This is a genomic window from Lacibacter sp., from assembly GCF_035299325.1.
Lineage (GTDB): Bacteria > Bacteroidota > Bacteroidia > Chitinophagales > Chitinophagaceae > Lacibacter.
Genome location: NZ_DATGWT010000015.1, coordinates 107,048 through 125,336 on the forward strand (window position 1 = coordinate 107,048; position 18,289 = coordinate 125,336).

Below are 18,289 nucleotides of genomic sequence, written 5' to 3' on the forward strand. Positions count from 1 at the left end.
CCTCCGCAAAACTTACATTATGAGAAAATTCAACACCGGCAGCAAATAAAAATATAGGGTACGGATCGCCGGTTCGTTGACTGCTTAACGAAATAGTTGATGCACAATATGTATTGTGAAATTATTTGCCGCTATTTTCAGCGAGCTCATTTTCTAAAGGCTTTGCTTCCTTAGATTGTTTTTGAGCTGTTTGCTGTTTTGCAACTTCAGATTTGCCTGCAACGACACGTGCCAAGAAAGAATCTTCCTTGTAAAATACGTTCAAATAAATAGCGAAGAGGAAAAATACGAATGAGAAGAAACGCAATGGCTTTTTCATGACATTTGGATTTAGTTTTTTCAAAAGAATTGGACAATTCAAATGTAGATACAGTTTTTGACTTGTGCAACACTTAGCAGCCTATTTTCGAAAATTCAGGGTTAGTACTTAATAGCGATTTGGTAAATTTACGGTCGGCTGAAATCCGCTACTGTATTGAGTTACAGCACTCCTTCCTTGATCTCTTCCCACAAATCCCGATAGCATTGCGCAGCGTAACTGCTGCGTGCAAATTCTTCTAACGGAGCTTTGTGTACACCCATTTTTTCTACATCACTTAAGTAAGGAATATAGTTTTCGAAGAAGCGCTTGTCTTTGTATAATTCTTCCATCACTTCGTTGTGCATGTTGCGACGCAGATCAGTCATAGTGAAGAAGCAGGTCATTTTTTTCTGATCGATATTCTTCTCTTTAAAATAGTCTTTCACCATGTGATAGGTGCGAACAGAAAGTGTTGTGGGTATGATGGGCATCAATACAATATCTGATGCATTAAAAATATTTTCTGCTAATGAACTTAAACCCGGAGGGCAATCAATGAAGATGAAATCATATTCACTCTTCAATTGCTTCAAGATAGTTGCCAAACGTTTTTTTGATGCCTGCATTTCATCGATCATTACATCATGTGCTTTGGCTGTTATATCGGCTGGAATAATATCGAGATTTTCATACTCTGTTGCCATGATGCTGTCGGCCAGCTCCGCATCTTTTCCAACCACATCTTTCATCACCACTTTTTGCTTGGGTTTTACTTTGTAGTAAAAGGAAGTAGCACCCTGCGGATCAATATCCCATAGCAAGGTTTTGTATCCGTCTTTTGCTGCGAGGTATGCAAAGTTTACGCAACTGGCAGTTTTACCAACACCTCCTTTGAGGTTAAATAAAGCAAATGTGAACATGGCTGATTTTTTTGAAAGAGCTTCAAGTTAAGAAAAGACGGGGAGAATTGGAAAACCTTAACTGTAGAAGCCACTTGCGGGTTCAATGTTATTTCTTCATTGCCTCCAGTTCTTTCTGCAACCTGAACATTTCGTCCCTTAACCTTGCTGCCTCCATAAAATCAAGATCACGTGCTGCTTTTTCCATTTGCTTCTTGGTTCGGGCAACCGCTTTCTCCATTTGCGGAATAGTTTGATATACTTCCTGGTCTTCGGCAGCTTCTACCAATTCACCATCGGGTGCAAGCGCATATGATTTTGCAGGATCATATCCTTTGATATCAAGCACTGCAGTTTGGCCCATCACCTGTTCAATACTTTTTTTGATGGTGCGTGGTGTAATGCCATGTTCAATATTGTACTGGATCTGTTTTTCTCTTCGTCTGCTTGTTTCTTCAATGGTGCGGCGCATACTTTCCGTCATCTTATCGGCATAGAAGATAACGAGACCATCCACATTACGTGCAGCACGACCGGCCGTTTGCGTTAAACTTTTTTCGTTACGCAGGAACCCTTCTTTGTCTGCATCAAGAATTGCAACCAATGATACTTCAGGCAAATCCAAGCCTTCACGCAAGAGGTTTACACCAACTAACACATCAATAACACCCAATCGCAGGTCACGCAAAATTTCAATACGCTCCAACGTGTCAACTTCACTATGAATATATTTTGATTTGATGTTGATTCGCTTCAGGTATTTGTCCATCTCTTCTGCCATTCGCTTGGTTAATGTTGTCACCAATACACGATCGCCTTTTTTCACACGTTTATCAATTTCATCCAGCAGATCATCGATCTGGTTTACACTCGGACGAATTTCAATGGGAGGATCTAACAAACCTGTTGGACGAACAACCTGCTCCACCACCACACCACCGGTTTTCTCGAGTTCATAATCATCCGGTGTTGCACTCACAAACACTACCTGGTTGAGTAAACTTTCAAACTCATGAAAATTCTGCGGACGGTTATCCATTGCACTCGGCAAACGGAAACCATAATCAACCAATACCAATTTCCTGCTTCTGTCGCCACCATACATACCACTCACCTGTGGAATGGTTTGATGGCTTTCATCGATCACCATTAAATAATCTTTTGGAAAATAGTCTAACAAACAGAACGGTCTTGTACCAGGTGTACGCCTGTCAAAAAACCTTGAATAGTTTTCAATTCCATTGCAGTAACCCAGTTCACGTATCATCTCCAGATCATAATCGGTCCGTTCTTTCAATCGCTGCGCCTCAATGTATTTGCCTTCACGTTTAAAGTACTCTACCTGTGCAGCTGCCTCATCCTGTATTTCGTATATGATCTGCTGCATCTGATCCTTTGGTGCAATGTATAAGTTGGCGGGAAATATGGCGGCGTTCTCCACTTTGCCAATTCGCTTGCCCGATTTGGTATCGATGGTTTCGATCTCTTCAATTTCATCACCAAAAAAACTGATGCGGTAACCAAAATCAACATAAGGCAGATTAATATCAACGGTATCGCCTTTTACGCGAAATGTTCCTCTTGTAAAATCGCCTTGTGTGCGGCTGTATAAACTATTCACCAATGAATGCAGAAAGCCTTGCCGTGAAAGTGTTTGTTTCTTTTGAATACGGATGATGCCATTTTCAAAATCAACCGGGTTACCCATACCGTAAATGCAACTCACACTTGCCACCACAATAATATCTCTTCGTCCGCTTAACAATTCACTGGTAGCTTGCAAACGCAGTTTGTCAAGCTCTTCGTTAATGCTGAGATCTTTTTCAATGTAGGTGCCACTCACCGGCATATATGCCTCGGGTTGGTAATAATCGTAATAGCTTACGAAATAACCCACTGCATTATCAGGGAAGAATTGTTTGAACTCACCATACAACTGCGCCACCAATGTTTTGTTATGCGTAAGCACAAGCGTTGGTCGTTGCACATTTTGAATAACGTTGGCTATGGTAAATGTTTTACCACTGCCGGTTACACCAAGCAGTGTTTGGAATTTCTCTCCGTTTAAAATTCCTTCGGTGAGCTGTTGAATCGCCTGCGGCTGATCGCCGGAGGGAGAATAAGGTGAATGAAGTTGAAAAGGCATCTGTAAAGTTAGGAAGTGTTGTGTTTACTTGTTGATTGGTCAGGTAACCAACAAAGGTCTAAAAACAAAAAACCGGCTCTCGCCGGTTTCAATGTTATACAGTTTTCTTTTCGTGCATCTTGTGCTTGTGTTTCATCCCTTTTCTATTCGGGTGTTGTTCATGAAACTTTTTCATTTTTTCTTTTTGATCGGGTGTAAATACAGTTTCACGTTGTGTACGGTATTGCTTCTTTAAAGTTTTGAACTGTTCTTTCTTCTGCTCAGCTGAAATGCTACTGTTGTTTTTAATAGCCGTCATTTCTGCTTTTTGCTTTTCATGGATGGCTTTCAACTGTGCTTTCTGCTCGGATGTAAGATTTAACTCCTTGTGCATTTGTTTATGCATCTGCTTGCCCTCTGTGCGAACCTTTGCTTTCTTTTTGGTAGCAACTGTTTGAGCCTGCGCCACTGCGCCGGCCATAAGAAACAACATCAAAAACTGGAATACTTTCATATGTGGTGTTTTAAATTATGAATGATACGCTAAAGACGTTAAATGCACTCCTGCGTTTAATGATCGTTCATAAAGTATTGTTAGAACTCGTTGAGCCATATGCCTCTGGAAATCTGAGAGCTAACGGAACAAAGTGTATATCACTCAAATAAAAAACCGGCTTTCGCCGGTTCACAATTAATTGTTATTTCCTCCGCCTTGCCCACCGGGGCCGCCGCCACCGTTACGTCTCTTTTGCATTTCTTCCTGCATTTCTTTTTGCTTTGCTTTCAACTTCTCTTTTTGCTCTGCGTTCAGTAATGCATCGATCTGCTCACTGTATTTTTTACGGATCTCCATCATTTGCTCACGCTGCTGTTCACGGCTCAGCGAACTGTTGTTGCGTACTGCTTCTGATTCTGTGCGCTGCTTGTCCTGGATGGCTTTTACTTTTTCCTGCTGGTCTTTTGTTAAGTTGAGATCCTTGTACATATCTACACGTGGACCTCTGCCTCTTGAAGTATCGGCTGGCGGCTGTGCCTGTGCCATTGCACCCACACAGATAAATAGGAATAAAAATTGGAGTACTTTCATTGTAATAAAATTTAGTTTGAACAGGATTAGACGGCAGGTCTCCAAAAAGTTTACGCCGTTTGTAAAAAAATCTGAATGAATTATCTCGCCCACGCCTACCTGTCGTTTCACCAGCCCGAGTTACTTGTGGGTAATATGATCAGCGATTATGTGAAAGGCAAAAAGAAATTCGACTATTCGCCAGGTATACAACAAGGCATCGAACTGCATCGCATCATCGATTCATTTACTGATGACCATGCCGCAACGAAAGAAGCAAAAGAAATTTTCAGGCCGCATTATCGCCTGTACGCAGGCGCTTTTGTTGATGTGGTATATGATTATTACCTCGCCTCCGATCCATTGATCTTCAATAATGATTCGCTTGAACAGTTTGCAGCTGATACCTATACGATGCTGGAGCCTTATACCGCTGTTTTCCCCGAACGCTTTGCACGCATGTTCCCTTATATGAAGACACAGAACTGGCTTTATAACTACAGTAATAAATGGGGAATTGAAAATAGTTTACACGGAGTAGTGCGGCGTGCAACTTACTTAACCGAAAGTGCAACAGCCTTTGCTTTGTTTAATGAACATGATACAACCCTGCGGCAATGTTACCAGGCTTTTTTTCCGGAAATGATAGCGGTAGTAAAGAAATGGATACAGGAAAAATAAACAGGTGTGGCATACTTATTATAGTATGCCACACCTGATCAATAATCTCAATGAATATAAGAATCGTAAACCAAAAACTGTTTGAAGCGTTCCACACAAGCTCTCTCCAGCATTTCCCTGTCATCGGGGTGGGCAATATCAATCAAGGCCTTTGCACGCTGACGTAAATTTTTTCCGTACAACGAGGCAATACCATACTCAGTAACCACATAATGAACATGTCCACGTGTGGTTACTACACCTGCACCTTGTTTTAAGAAAGGCACAATGCGGTTTATTCCTTTTGCTGTGCGTGATGTAAGCGCAATAATAGGTTTACCACCTTCGCTCAATGCAGCACCACGCATAAAATCCATTTGTCCGCCAATACCACTGTATTGTGTTGTGCCAATACTATCGGCACAAACCTGTCCTGTAATATCAACTTCAATTGCGCTGTTGATGGCCACCACTTTGGGGTTACGACGGATCACATGCGGATCATTTACATAATCAATATCAAGAAATACAAATGCCGGGTTATCATCAACATATTCGTACAACTTTCGTGTACCTACTGCAAATCCTGTAACTGATTTATTAGGATGAATTTTCTTGTTAACATTGTTGATCACATCACGTTCAACCAGTTCAATTATTCCATCACTCAGCATTTCGGTATGCACGCCGAGATTTTTATGATTATACAATGATTTCAGCACCGCATCCGGTATAGTACCGATACCCATTTGCAGTGTGCTTCCATCTTCGATCATACCTGCAATGTATTGGCCGATTTTCAGTTCATCATCTTTTACTTTTGAACCATAGTCTACTTCCGGCAGAGCTTCTTCACAATACACCATTGATGTAAAGCGATCGGTATGGATCAAACTATCGCCATGTGTACGTGGTACATTGGGGTTTACCTGTGCAATAATGTATTTGGCAGTATTTACGGCACTGCGGGCAATATCAACACTCACACCTAAAGAACAATAGCCATGTTTATCGGGCGGCGATACATGCACCATGGCCACATCAATAGGCATATAACCTTTTTTGAACAGATCGGGTATATCGCTCAGGAACACGGGAATAAAATCGGCCCGGCCTTCATTCACTGCTTTGCGCACACTGTTACTTACGAACATACAGTTGATGTTGAAGATGCCTTCGTATTGCGGCTGATCAACAGTAATATCGCCCTGCACGGTAATGAATACCAACTCCACCTGTTCCAATCTATGTGAATGTTTAGACAGTTCACGTAATAAATAAAGAGGTGTTTGGGCGCTGCCCTGAACAAATATCCGTTGACCGCTTTTAATTACTGAGAGGGCCTGTTCTACTGATTGATAATGGATATGCCTGTACATGATCGAAAGATTAGAATGCAAAAATAAAATACAACAAAGCCACTGAAACTGCCAATAAACAGGATAAATGGTGATTACGGACAGCAATCTTTGGGCTAAATTTGCGTTCTCAAAACAACCTCCGGGAGAAAAAAACAGTCATAATAACTGTCACTAATAAAATAAGATCCAAAAAAAGAACGTATGAAATTGTTATCGATGATCCTTTTATTTGTTGCATTTGGTTTTACAGCAACAGCACAGAACGGAAGCAAATTACCGCCATTGGATAAATCGCCGATGGATATGTCGTATTATCCTGTCAACTATCCTGTTCTTCGTATTCAGCCGAATAAAGTAACCGAACCGTTGATAGCCCGTGTTATTTACAGTCGCCCTTCAAAGAGTGGCCGTAAAGTATTTGGTGAGCTGGTGGAAGATGGAAAGATCTGGCGGCTGGGTGCCAACGAAGCAACCGAGATCGAGTTTTACCGTGATGTAAAAATTGGCGGCAAAACAGTAAAGAAAGGTCGTTATACCATGTATGCATTAGAAAGTGCTGCAAAATGGACCATTATCATTAATAAAGATACTGACGTGTGGGGTGCATTTAAATATGATGCAAATAAAGATGTAGTGCGTGTTGATTGTCCTGTTACAAAAACAGCAGATGTGACCGAATCATTTACGATGTTGTTTGAAAAAGTAACTGACAAAAGTATTAACCTGATTATGGATTGGGATGAAGTGATGGTGAAAATGCCGATCAGCTGGTGATTGGACGTACGATGTTAGATGTATGATGTACGTAGTGAACTAAACTCTTAAGATTTTAATTAATAGTAAGGCTCTGCAGAAATGCAGAGCTTTTCTTTTTGGTTTATCTGCATTGAAAGTTCGATTTTTACAGCATGTGTGGTATTGCCGGAATTATTTCAATGAACCCAAATCATGTTTCAACAGAACGGTTGAAACAAATGACTGACGCCATTGCTCATCGTGGACCGGATGGTGAAGGCTTTTGGTTGAATGAAAATAAAACAGTTGGCTTTGGTCACCGGCGTTTGGCCATTATTGATCTGAGTGAAACCGGTAAACAACCGATGCATTTTCCTTTCCCTACAGGAGAAGTACGCCCTGGTTTGACAGAAAGAGGACCAAGAGAAAGAGCCCGCTACAGTATTACATACAACGGTGAGATCTACAATTATCTTGAGCTGAAAGAAGAGTTGAAGCAGAAGGGTTATACTTTTTTTACCCATTCTGATACAGAAGTTATTCTTGCTGCGTATGATCACTGGAAAGATGAATGCCTGCAACAGTTCGATGGTATGTTTGCGTTTACCATTTGGGATGAACAGGAACAAGCACTCTTTACTGCACGTGACCGGTTTGGTGAAAAACCACTCTATTATTTTTTTGATGGTGAACAGTTTTTGTTCGCCAGTGAAATGAAAGCTCTCTGGGCTGCAGGAGTAGAGAAAAAGATCAACCACGGTATGCTGCTCAACTATATTGGGTTAGGTTGGGTAAAGAATCCTGCTGATCTGTCGCAAACATTTTATGAGCACATCCGCAGTTTGCCACAATCACATTACCTGAAATTAGATCTGAGCAGCGGGAAGAATGAAATTGTGCAGTACTGGGATCTTGATAAAGAAACACAGTCAACCTTAAGCGAAGTCGATGCCATTGAACAGTTTCAGCAACTGTTCAACACATCCGTACAAAGAAGATTGAGAAGTGACGTGGAAGTGGGCACATCGCTGAGTGGTGGACTAGACAGTTCAAGCATTGCAGCGACGATAAAAATCCAAAATCCAGATTCCAAAACCCAAACCTTCACTGCTTCGTTTCCCGGATTTGAAAAAGATGAAACGGCTTACGCTAAACAGGTAGCAGATGAGTTTCAATTGCAGCAACATCTAGTATCGCCAACAGCAGAAACATTATTCAATGATATTGAGCATTTGATTCATCACCAGGAAGAACCATTTCAATCGGGCAGTATCTATGCGCAATACAAAGTATACGAACTGGCGAAGCAGCAAGGCATTAAAGTAATTCTTGACGGACAAGGAGCAGACGAAACACTGGCAGGCTATCACAAATACATTCATTGGTTTCTGCAGGAGAAGAGTCGGGAATCGGGAGTCGTTAGCCGTGAGTTAAAGGCGTTCGCTCAAAATAATATTTCAGTTGACTGGAGCTGGAAAAACAAACTGGCGGCACGCTTTCCTGAAATGACAGCCGTGCAACTTGAAAACAAAGCCAACAAAGAAATACTGAATAATAAATTCATTGCAAACAATTATCGTAAAACACATTTCAATAAGAAAAGTATTTTTAAACCGGCAGTTGGTAAGCTAAACGATCTCCTTTATTATAATACCTTGCGAAACGGCCTGGAAGAATTGTTGCGTTATGCTGATCGTAACAGTATGGCACATGGCGTTGAAGTTCGGTTACCGTTTTTATCGCATGAATTGGTTCAGTTTATTTTCTCGTTGCCTTCGCATTATAAATTACAAAACGGCTTCACCAAGTATATTCTTCGGGAAAGTATGAAACAGATACTTCCTTCCTCCATTGTTTACCGAACAGATAAGATCGGTTATGAACCACCGCAGCAACAATGGATGCAATCGGCAGGTTTTAAAGAATTACTGCAAAGCAGCCGACAAAAGTTGGTAAAAGAGAATATCCTGAAAAAAGAAATTCTCCAGCAACCAGTGAATGCACAGTCAGCACATGCTGTTAAGAATGATGATTGGCGTTATTTCTGTGCGGCGCATCTGTTGTAATTCCTCATCTTTGCAATTCTCGTTTGACGAGCTAAAACTATAGATATGAAACTCGATACTAAAATGATCCACGCCGGTTCACATCCTGATCCTTCAACCGGTGCTATTATGACACCCATTTATCAAACCAGCACCTATGTGCAGGAAGCTCCGGGTGTAAACAAAGGATTTGAATATGCAAGGAGTCAGAACCCGACCCGTTTTGCATTAGAAGAAGCAGTAGCCGTAATTGAAAACGGAAAGTTTGGTTTGGTGTTTGGCAGTGGTGTGGCTGCAACAGATGCCGTGATCAAATTACTTGCTCCGGGCGACGAAGTGATTGCAGCAAGTGATATGTACGGCGGCACTTATCGTTTATTTATGAAAGTTTTTGAAAAATTCGGGTTGAAATTTATTTATGTTGATACCACCAATCCGGAGAATGTAAAAGCAGCGATCACTGCCAATACAAAACTCATTTGGCTGGAAACCCCTACCAATCCGTTAATGAACATTACGGATATCAAAGCTGTTTCAGTAATTGCAAAAGAAGCAGGTGCGTTGCTTTGTGTTGATAACACCTTTGCTTCTCCTTATTTGCAAAACCCGTTAGATCTCGGTGCTGATATAGTGATGCACTCTGCTACAAAATATCTCGGCGGTCATAGTGATGTCATACAAGGTTGCCTGGTGATGAATGATAAAGACCTGCGTGAAAAATTATATTTCATTCAGAAAAGTTCCGGTGCAGTTCCCGGCCCAATGGATTGTTTCCTTGTGTTGCGTGGCATTAAAACCTTGGCTGTGCGTATGAGAGCGCATTGTGCCAACGGTGCAAAAATTGCTCATTGGCTAAAGGCAAATCCAAAAGTGGCGAAAGTGTACTGGCCAGGCTTTACTGATCATCCCGGTCATGAAATTGCAAAAACACAAATGCGTGACTTTGGCGGTATGATCAGTTTTGAATTAAAAGACGACAGTATTGAAGAAGCAAGACGTGTACTATCATCTACCCATTTATTTGCATTGGCTGAAAGTTTAGGTGGTGTGGAAAGTTTGATCAATCATCCTGCGAGTATGACACATGCTTCTATTCCAAGAGAAAAACGAATTAAAGATGGCTTGCATGATTCGCTGATCCGTTTGAGTGTAGGTATTGAAGATGCAGATGATCTGATTGAAGATCTTGCGAAAGCGATTGGATAGTCTTGAGCGAAGCTGAGATACAAACAATATTGCGATTCATTTCGTAACTTGTAACAAACATCATTTTATGCCTTACAATAAAGAAGAACTGCTCAAGCTTTCAGTTGAAGAGCGAATTAAGCTTGCGGAAGAATTGTGGGAAAGTGTTGATGATGAACAACTACCTGTTACTGATGTTGAGATCAGTATTGCGGAAGAACGGTATGAAGCTTATCTCAAAAATCCAAAAGATGGAATGAGTTGGGATGAGTTTAGAAAAAAGATCAACGACAAGTATGGCTTTTAATATCGTTGTAAGATCAGATGTATGGATAGATATTGAGAGCGCCATTGATTGGTATGAGCATGAAGTTACAGGATTGGGGCAGCGTTTCTACACTAGTTTTGAGCAGGCTAAAATAAAAATAGTTAACAACCCTTACTATTATTCATTCATTACAAAATATGTAAGACGGTGCCCGATTAAGAAATTTCCCTATAGTGTTTTGTATGTAGTTGAAAACGATACTATTTATGTGCTTGCAGTAATTCATAGGAGAAGAAGTAATGCATACATCAGAAAAAGAACTAAGCGATAAGCGGCAACTAAAAAAATTTCTCAATGCGAAGGTTGATTTCTACAATCAACCTTCGTTCATTAAAGATGATCCCATCTGCATTCCTCATCTGTTTAGCAAAAAACAGGATATTGAGATCGCCGGTTTCTTTGCAGCCATCTTCGCCTGGGGTAACCGCACCACCATCATCAACAAAGCAAGAGAGTTAATGCAGCTGATGAATATGCAGCCACACAAATTTTGTCTGAACCATACTTCCGGGGCATTAAAAAAATTAAGCGCTTTTAAACACCGCACCTTTACTGCTGATGATCTTTACTACTTCACAGAATTTTTTCAGCAGCATTACAGCAATCATGATTCCTTGGAAACAGCTTTCTTCCCAACAAAGGGAATGACGGTGGAAGAAGGATTGAATCATTTCAAAAATTATTTCTTTTCATTCGAGCATTTGAAACGAACGGAGAAGCACGTTTCAGCACCCATGCAAAAATCAACCTGTAAACGGTTGAACATGTATTTGCGCTGGATGGTAAGGGCTGATAACAAGGGTGTTGATTTTGGCATCTGGAAAAACATAAACCCTGCTGATCTCATTTGTCCGCTGGATGTGCATGTATCAAGAGTTGCCCGACAGTATGATCTTCTGCACCGAAAGCAAGACGATTGGGAGGCCGCACTGGAACTCACATCCAATCTCCGTATCTTAGACAAAAACGATCCCGTGAAATATGATTTTGCATTATTCGGAACAGGTGTAATGGAAAATAAACTTTAGAAAGCAATTCAAATGAATCCCGTTAAGCTCATCCAGTTTTTTATTCTGCTTATTGTCAACTTCATTATCGTTACCCTGATCAACTATGCGTTTTTGGTTTGGGTAGCTGGAAAAGCAGATACCACCATCAACTCGGTTCTGGTTAAAAGTGCGATCATAGCAGTTGTGTTAACAGTGCTCTTTACGTTTTACAATAAAAAGAAAGACAAGTCAGATGAGTGATCCCAACAAGGATATCATCCCATTGCTCAACAAAGAATTGTCGCTTGAATTATCTGAGAAATTAGCGATGGATGAACTGGAACTGCAGCTAACCAACCACATCAACCATCTCATCAATACTGATTTTGAAAAACTGGTCTACTATCTCTACCGCATTGATGTAAACGAATCAAAAATGAAACAACTTTTGCAGCAACAGGGCGGACAAAATGCTGCTCAATTGATCGCAAGGCTTATCATCGACAGACAATTGCAAAAGATCAAATCAAGAGCAGAACATCGATCAACCAAGATTGATGACGAAGGGGCAGAACGATGGTGACATCACTGTTCAATCGTTTGCCCTGTTAACGTTTGGTAAACAGGAATCCAGTAATTTTAAGAATCATCTAAATAAGACTCATGAAATTCCTGAAACGATTGCTGAAATGGGTTCTCATTATTCTTCTTGTTCTTACGGTTATTTATTTCGTTGGGCCCAACCCATCAACCCCTGTTTATACAACCACATTACCGGCTGTTCCAACTGAAGCAGCTGCATTGGAAACCTATATTACACAAAACGAATCACAACACAAGATCAAGCCGGAAAACGAAGCCCGTATTGTTTGGCAGAACGATTCAACCAAACAAAAAACTGAATATGCTATTGTGTACCTGCACGGTTTTTCTGCTTCACAGGAAGAAGGCGATCCTGTGCATACTGCTATCGCCAAAAAGTTTGGCTGCAATTTATATTTAGCACGTCTGGCTGAGCATGGTATTGACACAACAGATGCTATGCTTCATCTTACCGCAGAAAAATATTGGGAAACTGTAAAGCAGGCTTATGCCATCGGTAAACAACTTGGTAGTAAAGTGATCATCATGGGTACTTCAACAGGTGGAAGTAATGCATTACAACTGGCTGCCAACTACCCGGAAATTACATCCATCATTCTCTTATCACCCAATATTGCCATTAATGATCCCAATGCATGGCTTGCCAACAATCCATGGGGTTTGCAGATTGCACGACTGGTAAAAAAATCAAACTATGTTGATACCAAAGATCAGCGGGATATTTACAAAGCACATTGGTATTCACATTACAGGCTTGAAGCAGTTGTGAATCTGCAGGAGTACTTAGAAACAGCGATGGTTCCAGAAACATTCAGTAAAGTGAAACAGCCAACACTCATGTTATACTATTACAAAGATGATGTGCACCAGGATAGTGTGGTGAAAGTAAGTGCCATGTTGAAAATGTATGATGAACTTGGCACAGTATCTGAACAAAAAAGAAAAATTGCCATGCCCAATACCGGCGATCATGTAATTGGTGGTTATATTAAATCTAACGATTATCAAGGTGTGGAAACAGAAATAACAAAGTTCATGATGGAAGTTTTAAAAATGTCGCTTCAAACTAATTGATCATTTTAAACCAGAATATATGTCTTCATTATCACGCAGAGATGCGTTAAAAGCATTAGGAATTTCAATTGGTGGAACTGTTTTGCCGCTTTCATCATGGGCCACCAATGATAAAGGTGAACGAATTTATCTCCCTGAATTCAGCAACAGTTTTGTACCGGACAAACCAATCACTGTTATTACCTGTGGTGCAGGTTCAAGAGGAAATGTGTATGGAAATTATGCTGTTCAATATCCTGCCCAGCTTGATATTGTTGGTGTGGCAGAACCAATTGCCATCCGCAATGAACGATATGCAAAAAAACATACCATCAAAGATGAAAATAGATTTAAAACATGGGAAGATGTATTCAAACGACCCAAGTTTGCAGATGCAATTCTTATTACAACACCCGATAATCTGCATTACGGACCATGTATGAAGGCATTGGAAATGGGTTATCATGTGTTGTTGGAAAAGCCAATTTCTCCCAGTGAAAAAGAATGCCGTGATATATTAGCCATGACAAAGAAAACAGGAAAGATCGTTGCAGTTTGTCATGTATTACGTTATGCCCCTTACTTTGAGGAGTTACGTAAGATCATGCAAAGCGGTGTGTTGGGCAAAGTGGTAAGTGTACAACATATTGAACCAATTGAACACACGCATATGAGTCATTCTTATGTGCGTGGAAACTGGCATAACAGCAAAGAAACAACTCCTATCATTCTTGCAAAGAGTTGTCATGACCTGGATATATTACGTTGGATGATTGGTAAACAAAGCAAGAGCATTCATGCGTTGGGCGATATAAGCTGGTTCAATAAAAAAAATGCACCTGAAGGAAGTACAGCCCGTTGTACTGATGGTTGCAAAGTGGAAGCAAGCTGTCCCTATTCAGCATTGAAACAATATTACCGGGAACGAAAACGAACCTATGTGTTTGATATGCCTGAAGAAAAAGAGAAACACGCTGATCATATTATGGAGAAATTAAAAACAACCAATTATGGTCGTTGTGTGTACAGGATGGAGAACGATCAACCCGATCATTATACAACTAATATCTTATTTGAAGATGGTGTTACCTGCAGTTTCAGCATGGAAGCATTTACATCCTACGAAGGAAGAAGAACAAGAGTAATGGGAAGTCTTGGTGATATCGTGGGTGATATGTTCAGCTTTACGCATACCGATTTCCTCACCGGTAAAAAAACTGAATGGAAAAATGCAACTGATATGCATGGTGGTGGCGATTGGCGCCTTGTTGCCAACTGGATTGAAGCGATATCGAAAAACGATGCTTCCTTACTTACATCAACCATCGATGCATCCATCGAAAGTCATTTAATGGGTTTTGCAGCTGAACAAAGCAGAAAGGGAAATAAAGTGGTGGACATAAAGCTGTAACCCGTCAACATATTTCGTCTCTAAACAAGTTGGGCCCCGATAGAAATCGTGGGCCCTTTTGCTTACCTCTGAAACCACAAAAAAATAGATCTTTTATGTTCAGAAAGAGTTACAACAACCAGAAGTTGTTATTATGAATAAACAGTATAATAAATTAATTGTAGGGAGGAACTAATTGTTCATCAGCGGGATATAGTGGAATATCAGGAGCTTTGTAAGGAAAATTGGAATTGGGTTGGACGGGGACCAGATGTGACGAGATAAATATAGACCAGTCTTTTGGAATATGCAAGAAAAACGAACCCTTCTTTCAGTCTAAATCAATTCTTTTTCAGCCGCTTCAAATGCTTTCCGTTTTTTGAACGAATACCACCATTGCGGAGCGGTTTTCTTCAACAAAGTATCAATGCCACGCATACCAAACAGGTTCCAGACACCGTGTAATTTTGGCGCAATACCTTCCTGCATTGCACGCAGGCTCATCGCAAACCCACTATCAAGATACTCCATGTGATGCCAGCAACCGGCGGGCATAAACAACGTATCGCCATGTTCGAGTACCACTTCATAACCGATCGCCTGCTTAATGGCAGGGAACTGTTCGTAATCCGGCTTGCCGTTCTTGAGATGATAATTGCTGAAATCTGCGAGGCTCAATACCTCAAATGGCTTACGGTACAACTTGTACTGCTCTTCATAAGGGAACAGCAACACTCGCTTACGACCTACAAACTGTGTATGCAGAATATGCGACAGATCAATATCAAAATGCATATGTGTGATGGAGGTTGCCCCGCCCACAAACAACATCGGATACTTTTTTACAAAGCCCTTCATGTACTCTTCAGGCCAGATAAAATCCTGTGTCAACTCAGGTGAATGATCAAAAATATTAAAGAGGAAAATGCGCCAGCCTGCCGGACCTTGAGAGATCATATCCACGTATTCCCCAAAGGTTTTGTAATCATCAGCCGTATTGATAGGCGTGTACGCATCACTTTTGATATTATTATAAATACCTACTTTATGATGCCCTGCGGTTTGCTTCAAAAAATCCCAGTTCCATTTGTGATAAGCAGGCCATGTTTTTGCAAGTGATTTAATGATCACAGGCTTGCCAGGCAGATAGTAGTCACGACGAAACTGCTCCGGGCTGATGGTATCAAATGTATCAACGGGTTTTAGTTGCATAAACAATCGGGGGCTAATAATGCGACAATCAAATATAAATGAACAATTGCAGATAAATGGTCGGCCGATTGATAAAATTGGCTCAATTCAATCGTACTTTTAACTATGTTGCTGCATGTACATCCGGAAAACCCTCAGCCCCGGCAGATAAAAACCATTGTTGACTGTCTGCAAAGCGGGGGCATCATCATCTATCCAACCGATACGATCTATGGTTTGGGTTGCGATATTTTTCAGCACAAAGCTATCGAACGCATCTGCCGTATTAAAAATGTTGATCCGCAAAAAGCACAACTCTCGTTTATCTGTAACGACCTGAGCGACCTTAGCACCTACACCAAACAAATTTCAACCCCGGTCTACAGAATGCTGAAGCAATTCCTGCCGGGTCCATACACATTTATTTTACCAGCCAGTCGTGAAGTACCGAAGATCCTGAAGAGTAAAAAAGACACCATTGGTTTACGTGTGCCCGATAATGAAATTGCACGTACCATTATCCGTGAGTTAGGTCATCCAATTCTCAGTGCTTCATTGCCGGGAGAGATGGTGGAAGAATTCACCGATCCTGAATACATGCATGATAACTTTAAAAAGCTGGTTGATCTTGTTGTTGATGGAGGTATCGGTGGCATGGTTCCTTCAACTATTGTTGATTGTACAGAAGATGAGCCGGTAGTGTTGAGAGAAGGTTTGGGTGAATGGGCTGGCTAAGCTAAGAGATTGAAAGAGGCGAAAAAGTAAAGAATAAATATTAAGCCTGTTTCATTAAACGCTGTCAGCATACGAGTAATCTTTTCTTTTATCTCCTTTCACTTTTTAATCTCTTAGCATCAAAACAACTCAGCAAGTTTCAACGGATCAATATTAAACGACTTGCGGTGATGCTCACATAACCCATGCACTTCAATCGCCTTCCGGTGTTCTTCGGTTCCATAACCTTTGTTCTTTTTCCAGTTGTACTGCGGAAACTGTTCGTGCAGATTGAGCATGTATTCATCACGATAGGTCTTGGCTAAAATACTGGCGGCTGCAATGGAAGCAAAACGCCCATCCCCTTTTACAAATGTTCGGTGGGGCGTGCGTTTGTATTTAATAAAGCGGTTTCCATCAATCAACAATAACTGTGGTTTTTGTTTGAGTTGATCCAATGCCAGGTGCATTGCTTTGAACGATGCTTTGAGAATATTGATCTGGTCGATCTCTTCCACTTCCACTTTTGCTACTGCATAAGCGGTTGCCTGTTCTTCGATGATCAACCGTAACGCATTTCTGTTTTCTTCTTTCACCTGCTTACTGTCGTTGAGCAACGGATGATGAAATTCTTTGGGCAAGATCACTGCGGCTGCAAACACAGGCCCGGCATAGCAACCACGCCCCGCTTCATCGCAGCCGGCTTCAAGCAGTTCTTCCTGGAAACACGAGAGTAACGACATGGCTTCAAAAGTAAGTTAACAAGCTATTGTTTCTTCAATCCAAATAAAATTTCAACATTTGTATATGGCTACGCAACAGGTACACGACGATCTTCTCCGCAAAAGTTATCCATTGTTTGAAGATAATCTGGTAACAGAAATCGAAGAACAAGGTGAGTTCAAAACTTTCCCTGCCAATGAAATACTCATGCGTAAAGGGCAGTATATCCGCAGCACCATGCTGGTATTGAATGGCCTTATCAAGATCTATCGTGAAGATGATGAGGGCAATGAATTTCTCATGTATTATTTAAAACCCGGTGAAGCCTGTGCTTTATCACTCGTTTGTGCGGCAAAGCACGAAGCAAGTCCCATTATGGCGAAAACAGTTACTGAAACTGAAGTGATGATGGTGCCGGTTGATACAATGAGTGAGTGGATGGCCAAATTTAAAAGCTGGTACCAGTTTGTAATTGAAACATACCGTGCACGGTTTGATGAATTACTTGTTACATTGGATAATGTTGCCTTTCGCAGCATGGATGAGCGCTTGGAATTTTACCTGAAACGTGCAAAAGAAGCACAGGAAACTAACCTGCTCAGCATCAGTCACCAGGAAATTGCGCAGGAGTTGAATACATCCAGAGAAGTAATCTCGAGATTGTTAAAAAAAATGGAGCAGAAGGGGTTGGTTGGATTACACCGCAATGCCATTGAGTTGAAAAAATTATAATCTTTTACCTGTGTGATTTGTATCACCTTCCGATGCTGAAATTGCATCCACATTTGCAGCATGGAAATAATCGGATATCTCGCTTCTATTGTTATTGGCATTTCGTTAGGACTCATCGGCGGAGGTGGTTCTATTCTGACAGTACCGGTTTTGGTCTATCTGTTTGGTGTGAACCCGGTATTGGCAACC

Annotated in this window: 21 protein-coding genes; 13 read left to right on the forward strand and 8 right to left on the reverse strand. The window is 41.0% G+C overall.

The annotated features are described in order from the left end of the window. Positions 1-121 precede the first annotated feature (121 nt). The 5 genes from VK159_RS09910 to VK159_RS09930 all read right to left on the reverse strand — a co-directional run bounded on the left by VK159_RS09910 (position 122) and on the right by VK159_RS09930 (position 4,412). Positions 122-319, reverse strand: coding sequence for a hypothetical protein (locus tag VK159_RS09910; protein ID WP_324229975.1), 198 nt, complete (start codon positions 317-319; stop codon positions 122-124). Between the two features lie 161 nt (positions 320-480). Next, positions 481-1,221 (reverse strand): ParA family protein, encoded by a 741-nt coding sequence (locus VK159_RS09915; protein ID WP_324229976.1) that lies wholly within the window; start codon positions 1,219-1,221, stop codon positions 481-483. Positions 1,222-1,309: 88 nt separating this feature from the next. Beyond that, a complete protein-coding gene (uvrB, locus tag VK159_RS09920) occupies positions 1,310-3,346 on the reverse strand; it encodes an excinuclease ABC subunit UvrB (RefSeq protein WP_324229977.1) in 2,037 nt (678 codons plus the stop codon). 94 nt (positions 3,347-3,440) lie between these two features. Further along, positions 3,441-3,839: a hypothetical protein gene (locus tag VK159_RS09925; protein WP_324229978.1), complete on the reverse strand. Its 399-nt coding sequence runs from the start codon at positions 3,837-3,839 to the stop codon at positions 3,441-3,443. 177 nt (positions 3,840-4,016) lie between these two features. Then, positions 4,017-4,412 carry a hypothetical protein gene (locus VK159_RS09930; protein WP_324229979.1) on the reverse strand — a complete coding sequence of 132 codons (396 nt, stop codon included), beginning with the start codon at positions 4,410-4,412 and terminating at the stop codon, positions 4,017-4,019. Positions 4,413-4,487: 75 nt separating this feature from the next. Here VK159_RS09930 and VK159_RS09935 point away from each other — a divergent pair, with 75 nt between their 5' ends. Beyond that, a complete protein-coding gene (locus tag VK159_RS09935) occupies positions 4,488-5,072 on the forward strand; it encodes an ACP phosphodiesterase (protein ID WP_324229980.1) in 585 nt (194 codons plus the stop codon). A 47-nt stretch (positions 5,073-5,119) separates the two neighbouring features. Here VK159_RS09935 and VK159_RS09940 read toward each other — a convergent pair whose 3' ends face one another. Continuing rightward, on the reverse strand, positions 5,120-6,430 hold the full coding sequence (locus VK159_RS09940; protein WP_324229981.1) for an acetyl-CoA hydrolase/transferase family protein: 1,311 nt from the start codon (positions 6,428-6,430) through the stop codon (positions 5,120-5,122). A gap of 183 nt (positions 6,431-6,613) precedes the next feature. Between VK159_RS09940 and VK159_RS09945 the strand changes: the two genes are divergently transcribed. The 10 genes from VK159_RS09945 to VK159_RS09990 all read left to right on the forward strand — a co-directional run bounded on the left by VK159_RS09945 (position 6,614) and on the right by VK159_RS09990 (position 14,761). Then, positions 6,614-7,186, forward strand: coding sequence for a DUF2911 domain-containing protein (locus VK159_RS09945; protein WP_324229982.1), 573 nt, complete (start codon positions 6,614-6,616; stop codon positions 7,184-7,186). A 134-nt stretch (positions 7,187-7,320) separates the two neighbouring features. After that, positions 7,321-9,213, forward strand: a complete 1,893-nt coding sequence (gene asnB, locus VK159_RS09950) for an asparagine synthase (glutamine-hydrolyzing) (RefSeq protein ID WP_324229983.1) — start codon at positions 7,321-7,323, stop codon at positions 9,211-9,213. A gap of 45 nt (positions 9,214-9,258) precedes the next feature. Beyond that, positions 9,259-10,398, forward strand: coding sequence for a cystathionine gamma-synthase (locus VK159_RS09955; protein WP_324229984.1), 1,140 nt, complete (start codon positions 9,259-9,261; stop codon positions 10,396-10,398). 67 nt (positions 10,399-10,465) lie between these two features. Then, positions 10,466-10,684: an addiction module protein gene (locus VK159_RS09960; RefSeq protein WP_324229985.1), complete on the forward strand. Its 219-nt coding sequence runs from the start codon at positions 10,466-10,468 to the stop codon at positions 10,682-10,684. After that, a complete protein-coding gene (locus VK159_RS09965; protein ID WP_324229986.1) occupies positions 10,674-10,976 on the forward strand; it encodes a type II toxin-antitoxin system RelE/ParE family toxin in 303 nt (100 codons plus the stop codon). The genes VK159_RS09960 and VK159_RS09965 overlap by 11 nt, the downstream gene beginning before the upstream one ends. Continuing rightward, a complete protein-coding gene (locus tag VK159_RS09970) occupies positions 10,945-11,733 on the forward strand; it encodes a TIGR02757 family protein (RefSeq protein ID WP_324229987.1) in 789 nt (262 codons plus the stop codon). Before VK159_RS09965 ends, VK159_RS09970 begins: the two co-directional genes overlap by 32 nt. Positions 11,734-11,745: 12 nt before the next feature. After that, positions 11,746-11,955, forward strand: coding sequence for a hypothetical protein (locus tag VK159_RS09975; protein WP_324229988.1), 210 nt, complete (start codon positions 11,746-11,748; stop codon positions 11,953-11,955). After that, positions 11,948-12,277 (forward strand): hypothetical protein, encoded by a 330-nt coding sequence (locus VK159_RS09980; protein ID WP_324229989.1) that lies wholly within the window; start codon positions 11,948-11,950, stop codon positions 12,275-12,277. The genes VK159_RS09975 and VK159_RS09980 overlap by 8 nt, the downstream gene beginning before the upstream one ends. 80 nt (positions 12,278-12,357) lie before the next feature. Then, positions 12,358-13,371: an alpha/beta hydrolase gene (locus VK159_RS09985; protein WP_324229990.1), complete on the forward strand. Its 1,014-nt coding sequence runs from the start codon at positions 12,358-12,360 to the stop codon at positions 13,369-13,371. A 19-nt stretch (positions 13,372-13,390) separates the two neighbouring features. After that, a complete protein-coding gene (locus VK159_RS09990) occupies positions 13,391-14,761 on the forward strand; it encodes a Gfo/Idh/MocA family oxidoreductase (RefSeq protein ID WP_324229991.1) in 1,371 nt (456 codons plus the stop codon). Positions 14,762-15,076: 315 nt separating this feature from the next. Here VK159_RS09990 and VK159_RS09995 read toward each other — a convergent pair whose 3' ends face one another. Further along, on the reverse strand, positions 15,077-15,952 hold the full coding sequence (locus VK159_RS09995; RefSeq protein WP_324229992.1) for a cupin-like domain-containing protein: 876 nt from the start codon (positions 15,950-15,952) through the stop codon (positions 15,077-15,079). Positions 15,953-16,057: 105 nt separating this feature from the next. Between VK159_RS09995 and VK159_RS10000 the strand changes: the two genes are divergently transcribed. After that, positions 16,058-16,666, forward strand: a complete 609-nt coding sequence (locus VK159_RS10000) for an L-threonylcarbamoyladenylate synthase (protein WP_324229993.1) — start codon at positions 16,058-16,060, stop codon at positions 16,664-16,666. Positions 16,667-16,785: 119 nt separating this feature from the next. On the opposite strand, the gene VK159_RS10005 is transcribed toward VK159_RS10000, so the two are convergent. After that, the gene (locus VK159_RS10005) at positions 16,786-17,388 is read right to left on the reverse strand and encodes a ribonuclease HII (RefSeq protein WP_324229994.1); all 603 of its coding nucleotides are present in this window, start codon (positions 17,386-17,388) and stop codon (positions 16,786-16,788) included. A 64-nt stretch (positions 17,389-17,452) separates the two neighbouring features. On the opposite strand from VK159_RS10005, the gene VK159_RS10010 reads away from it, so the two are divergent. Then, positions 17,453-18,100 carry a Crp/Fnr family transcriptional regulator gene (locus VK159_RS10010; protein WP_324229995.1) on the forward strand — a complete coding sequence of 216 codons (648 nt, stop codon included), beginning with the start codon at positions 17,453-17,455 and terminating at the stop codon, positions 18,098-18,100. Positions 18,101-18,289 lie beyond the last annotated feature (189 nt).

Bases quoted from the DNA above. Each gene is read 5' to 3' on its own strand.
- VK159_RS09960 (WP_324229985.1), top strand. From the start codon at position 10,466: ATGCCTTACAATAAAGAAGAACTGCTCAAGCTTTCAGTTGAAGAGCGA.
- VK159_RS09970 (WP_324229987.1), top strand. From the start codon at position 10,945: ATGCATACATCAGAAAAAGAACTAAGCGATAAGCGGCAACTAAAAAAA.
- VK159_RS09945 (WP_324229982.1), top strand. From the start codon at position 6,614: ATGAAATTGTTATCGATGATCCTTTTATTTGTTGCATTTGGTTTTACA.
- asnB (WP_324229983.1), top strand. From the start codon at position 7,321: ATGTGTGGTATTGCCGGAATTATTTCAATGAACCCAAATCATGTTTCA.
- VK159_RS09940 (WP_324229981.1), bottom strand. From the start codon at position 6,430: ATGTACAGGCATATCCATTATCAATCAGTAGAACAGGCCCTCTCAGTA.
- VK159_RS10005 (WP_324229994.1), bottom strand. From the start codon at position 17,388: ATGTCGTTACTCTCGTGTTTCCAGGAAGAACTGCTTGAAGCCGGCTGC.
- VK159_RS09915 (WP_324229976.1), bottom strand. From the start codon at position 1,221: ATGTTCACATTTGCTTTATTTAACCTCAAAGGAGGTGTTGGTAAAACT.
- VK159_RS09990 (WP_324229991.1), top strand. From the start codon at position 13,391: ATGTCTTCATTATCACGCAGAGATGCGTTAAAAGCATTAGGAATTTCA.
- VK159_RS09930 (WP_324229979.1), bottom strand. From the start codon at position 4,412: ATGAAAGTACTCCAATTTTTATTCCTATTTATCTGTGTGGGTGCAATG.
- VK159_RS09980 (WP_324229989.1), top strand. From the start codon at position 11,948: ATGAGTGATCCCAACAAGGATATCATCCCATTGCTCAACAAAGAATTG.
- VK159_RS10010 (WP_324229995.1), top strand. From the start codon at position 17,453: ATGGCTACGCAACAGGTACACGACGATCTTCTCCGCAAAAGTTATCCA.
- VK159_RS09955 (WP_324229984.1), top strand. From the start codon at position 9,259: ATGAAACTCGATACTAAAATGATCCACGCCGGTTCACATCCTGATCCT.
- VK159_RS09910 (WP_324229975.1), bottom strand. From the start codon at position 319: ATGAAAAAGCCATTGCGTTTCTTCTCATTCGTATTTTTCCTCTTCGCT.
- VK159_RS09925 (WP_324229978.1), bottom strand. From the start codon at position 3,839: ATGAAAGTATTCCAGTTTTTGATGTTGTTTCTTATGGCCGGCGCAGTG.
- VK159_RS09975 (WP_324229988.1), top strand. From the start codon at position 11,746: ATGAATCCCGTTAAGCTCATCCAGTTTTTTATTCTGCTTATTGTCAAC.
- VK159_RS09985 (WP_324229990.1), top strand. From the start codon at position 12,358: ATGAAATTCCTGAAACGATTGCTGAAATGGGTTCTCATTATTCTTCTT.
- VK159_RS10000 (WP_324229993.1), top strand. From the start codon at position 16,058: ATGTTGCTGCATGTACATCCGGAAAACCCTCAGCCCCGGCAGATAAAA.
- uvrB (WP_324229977.1), bottom strand. From the start codon at position 3,346: ATGCCTTTTCAACTTCATTCACCTTATTCTCCCTCCGGCGATCAGCCG.
- VK159_RS09935 (WP_324229980.1), top strand. From the start codon at position 4,488: ATGAATTATCTCGCCCACGCCTACCTGTCGTTTCACCAGCCCGAGTTA.
- VK159_RS09965 (WP_324229986.1), top strand. From the start codon at position 10,674: ATGGCTTTTAATATCGTTGTAAGATCAGATGTATGGATAGATATTGAG.
- VK159_RS09995 (WP_324229992.1), bottom strand. From the start codon at position 15,952: ATGCAACTAAAACCCGTTGATACATTTGATACCATCAGCCCGGAGCAG.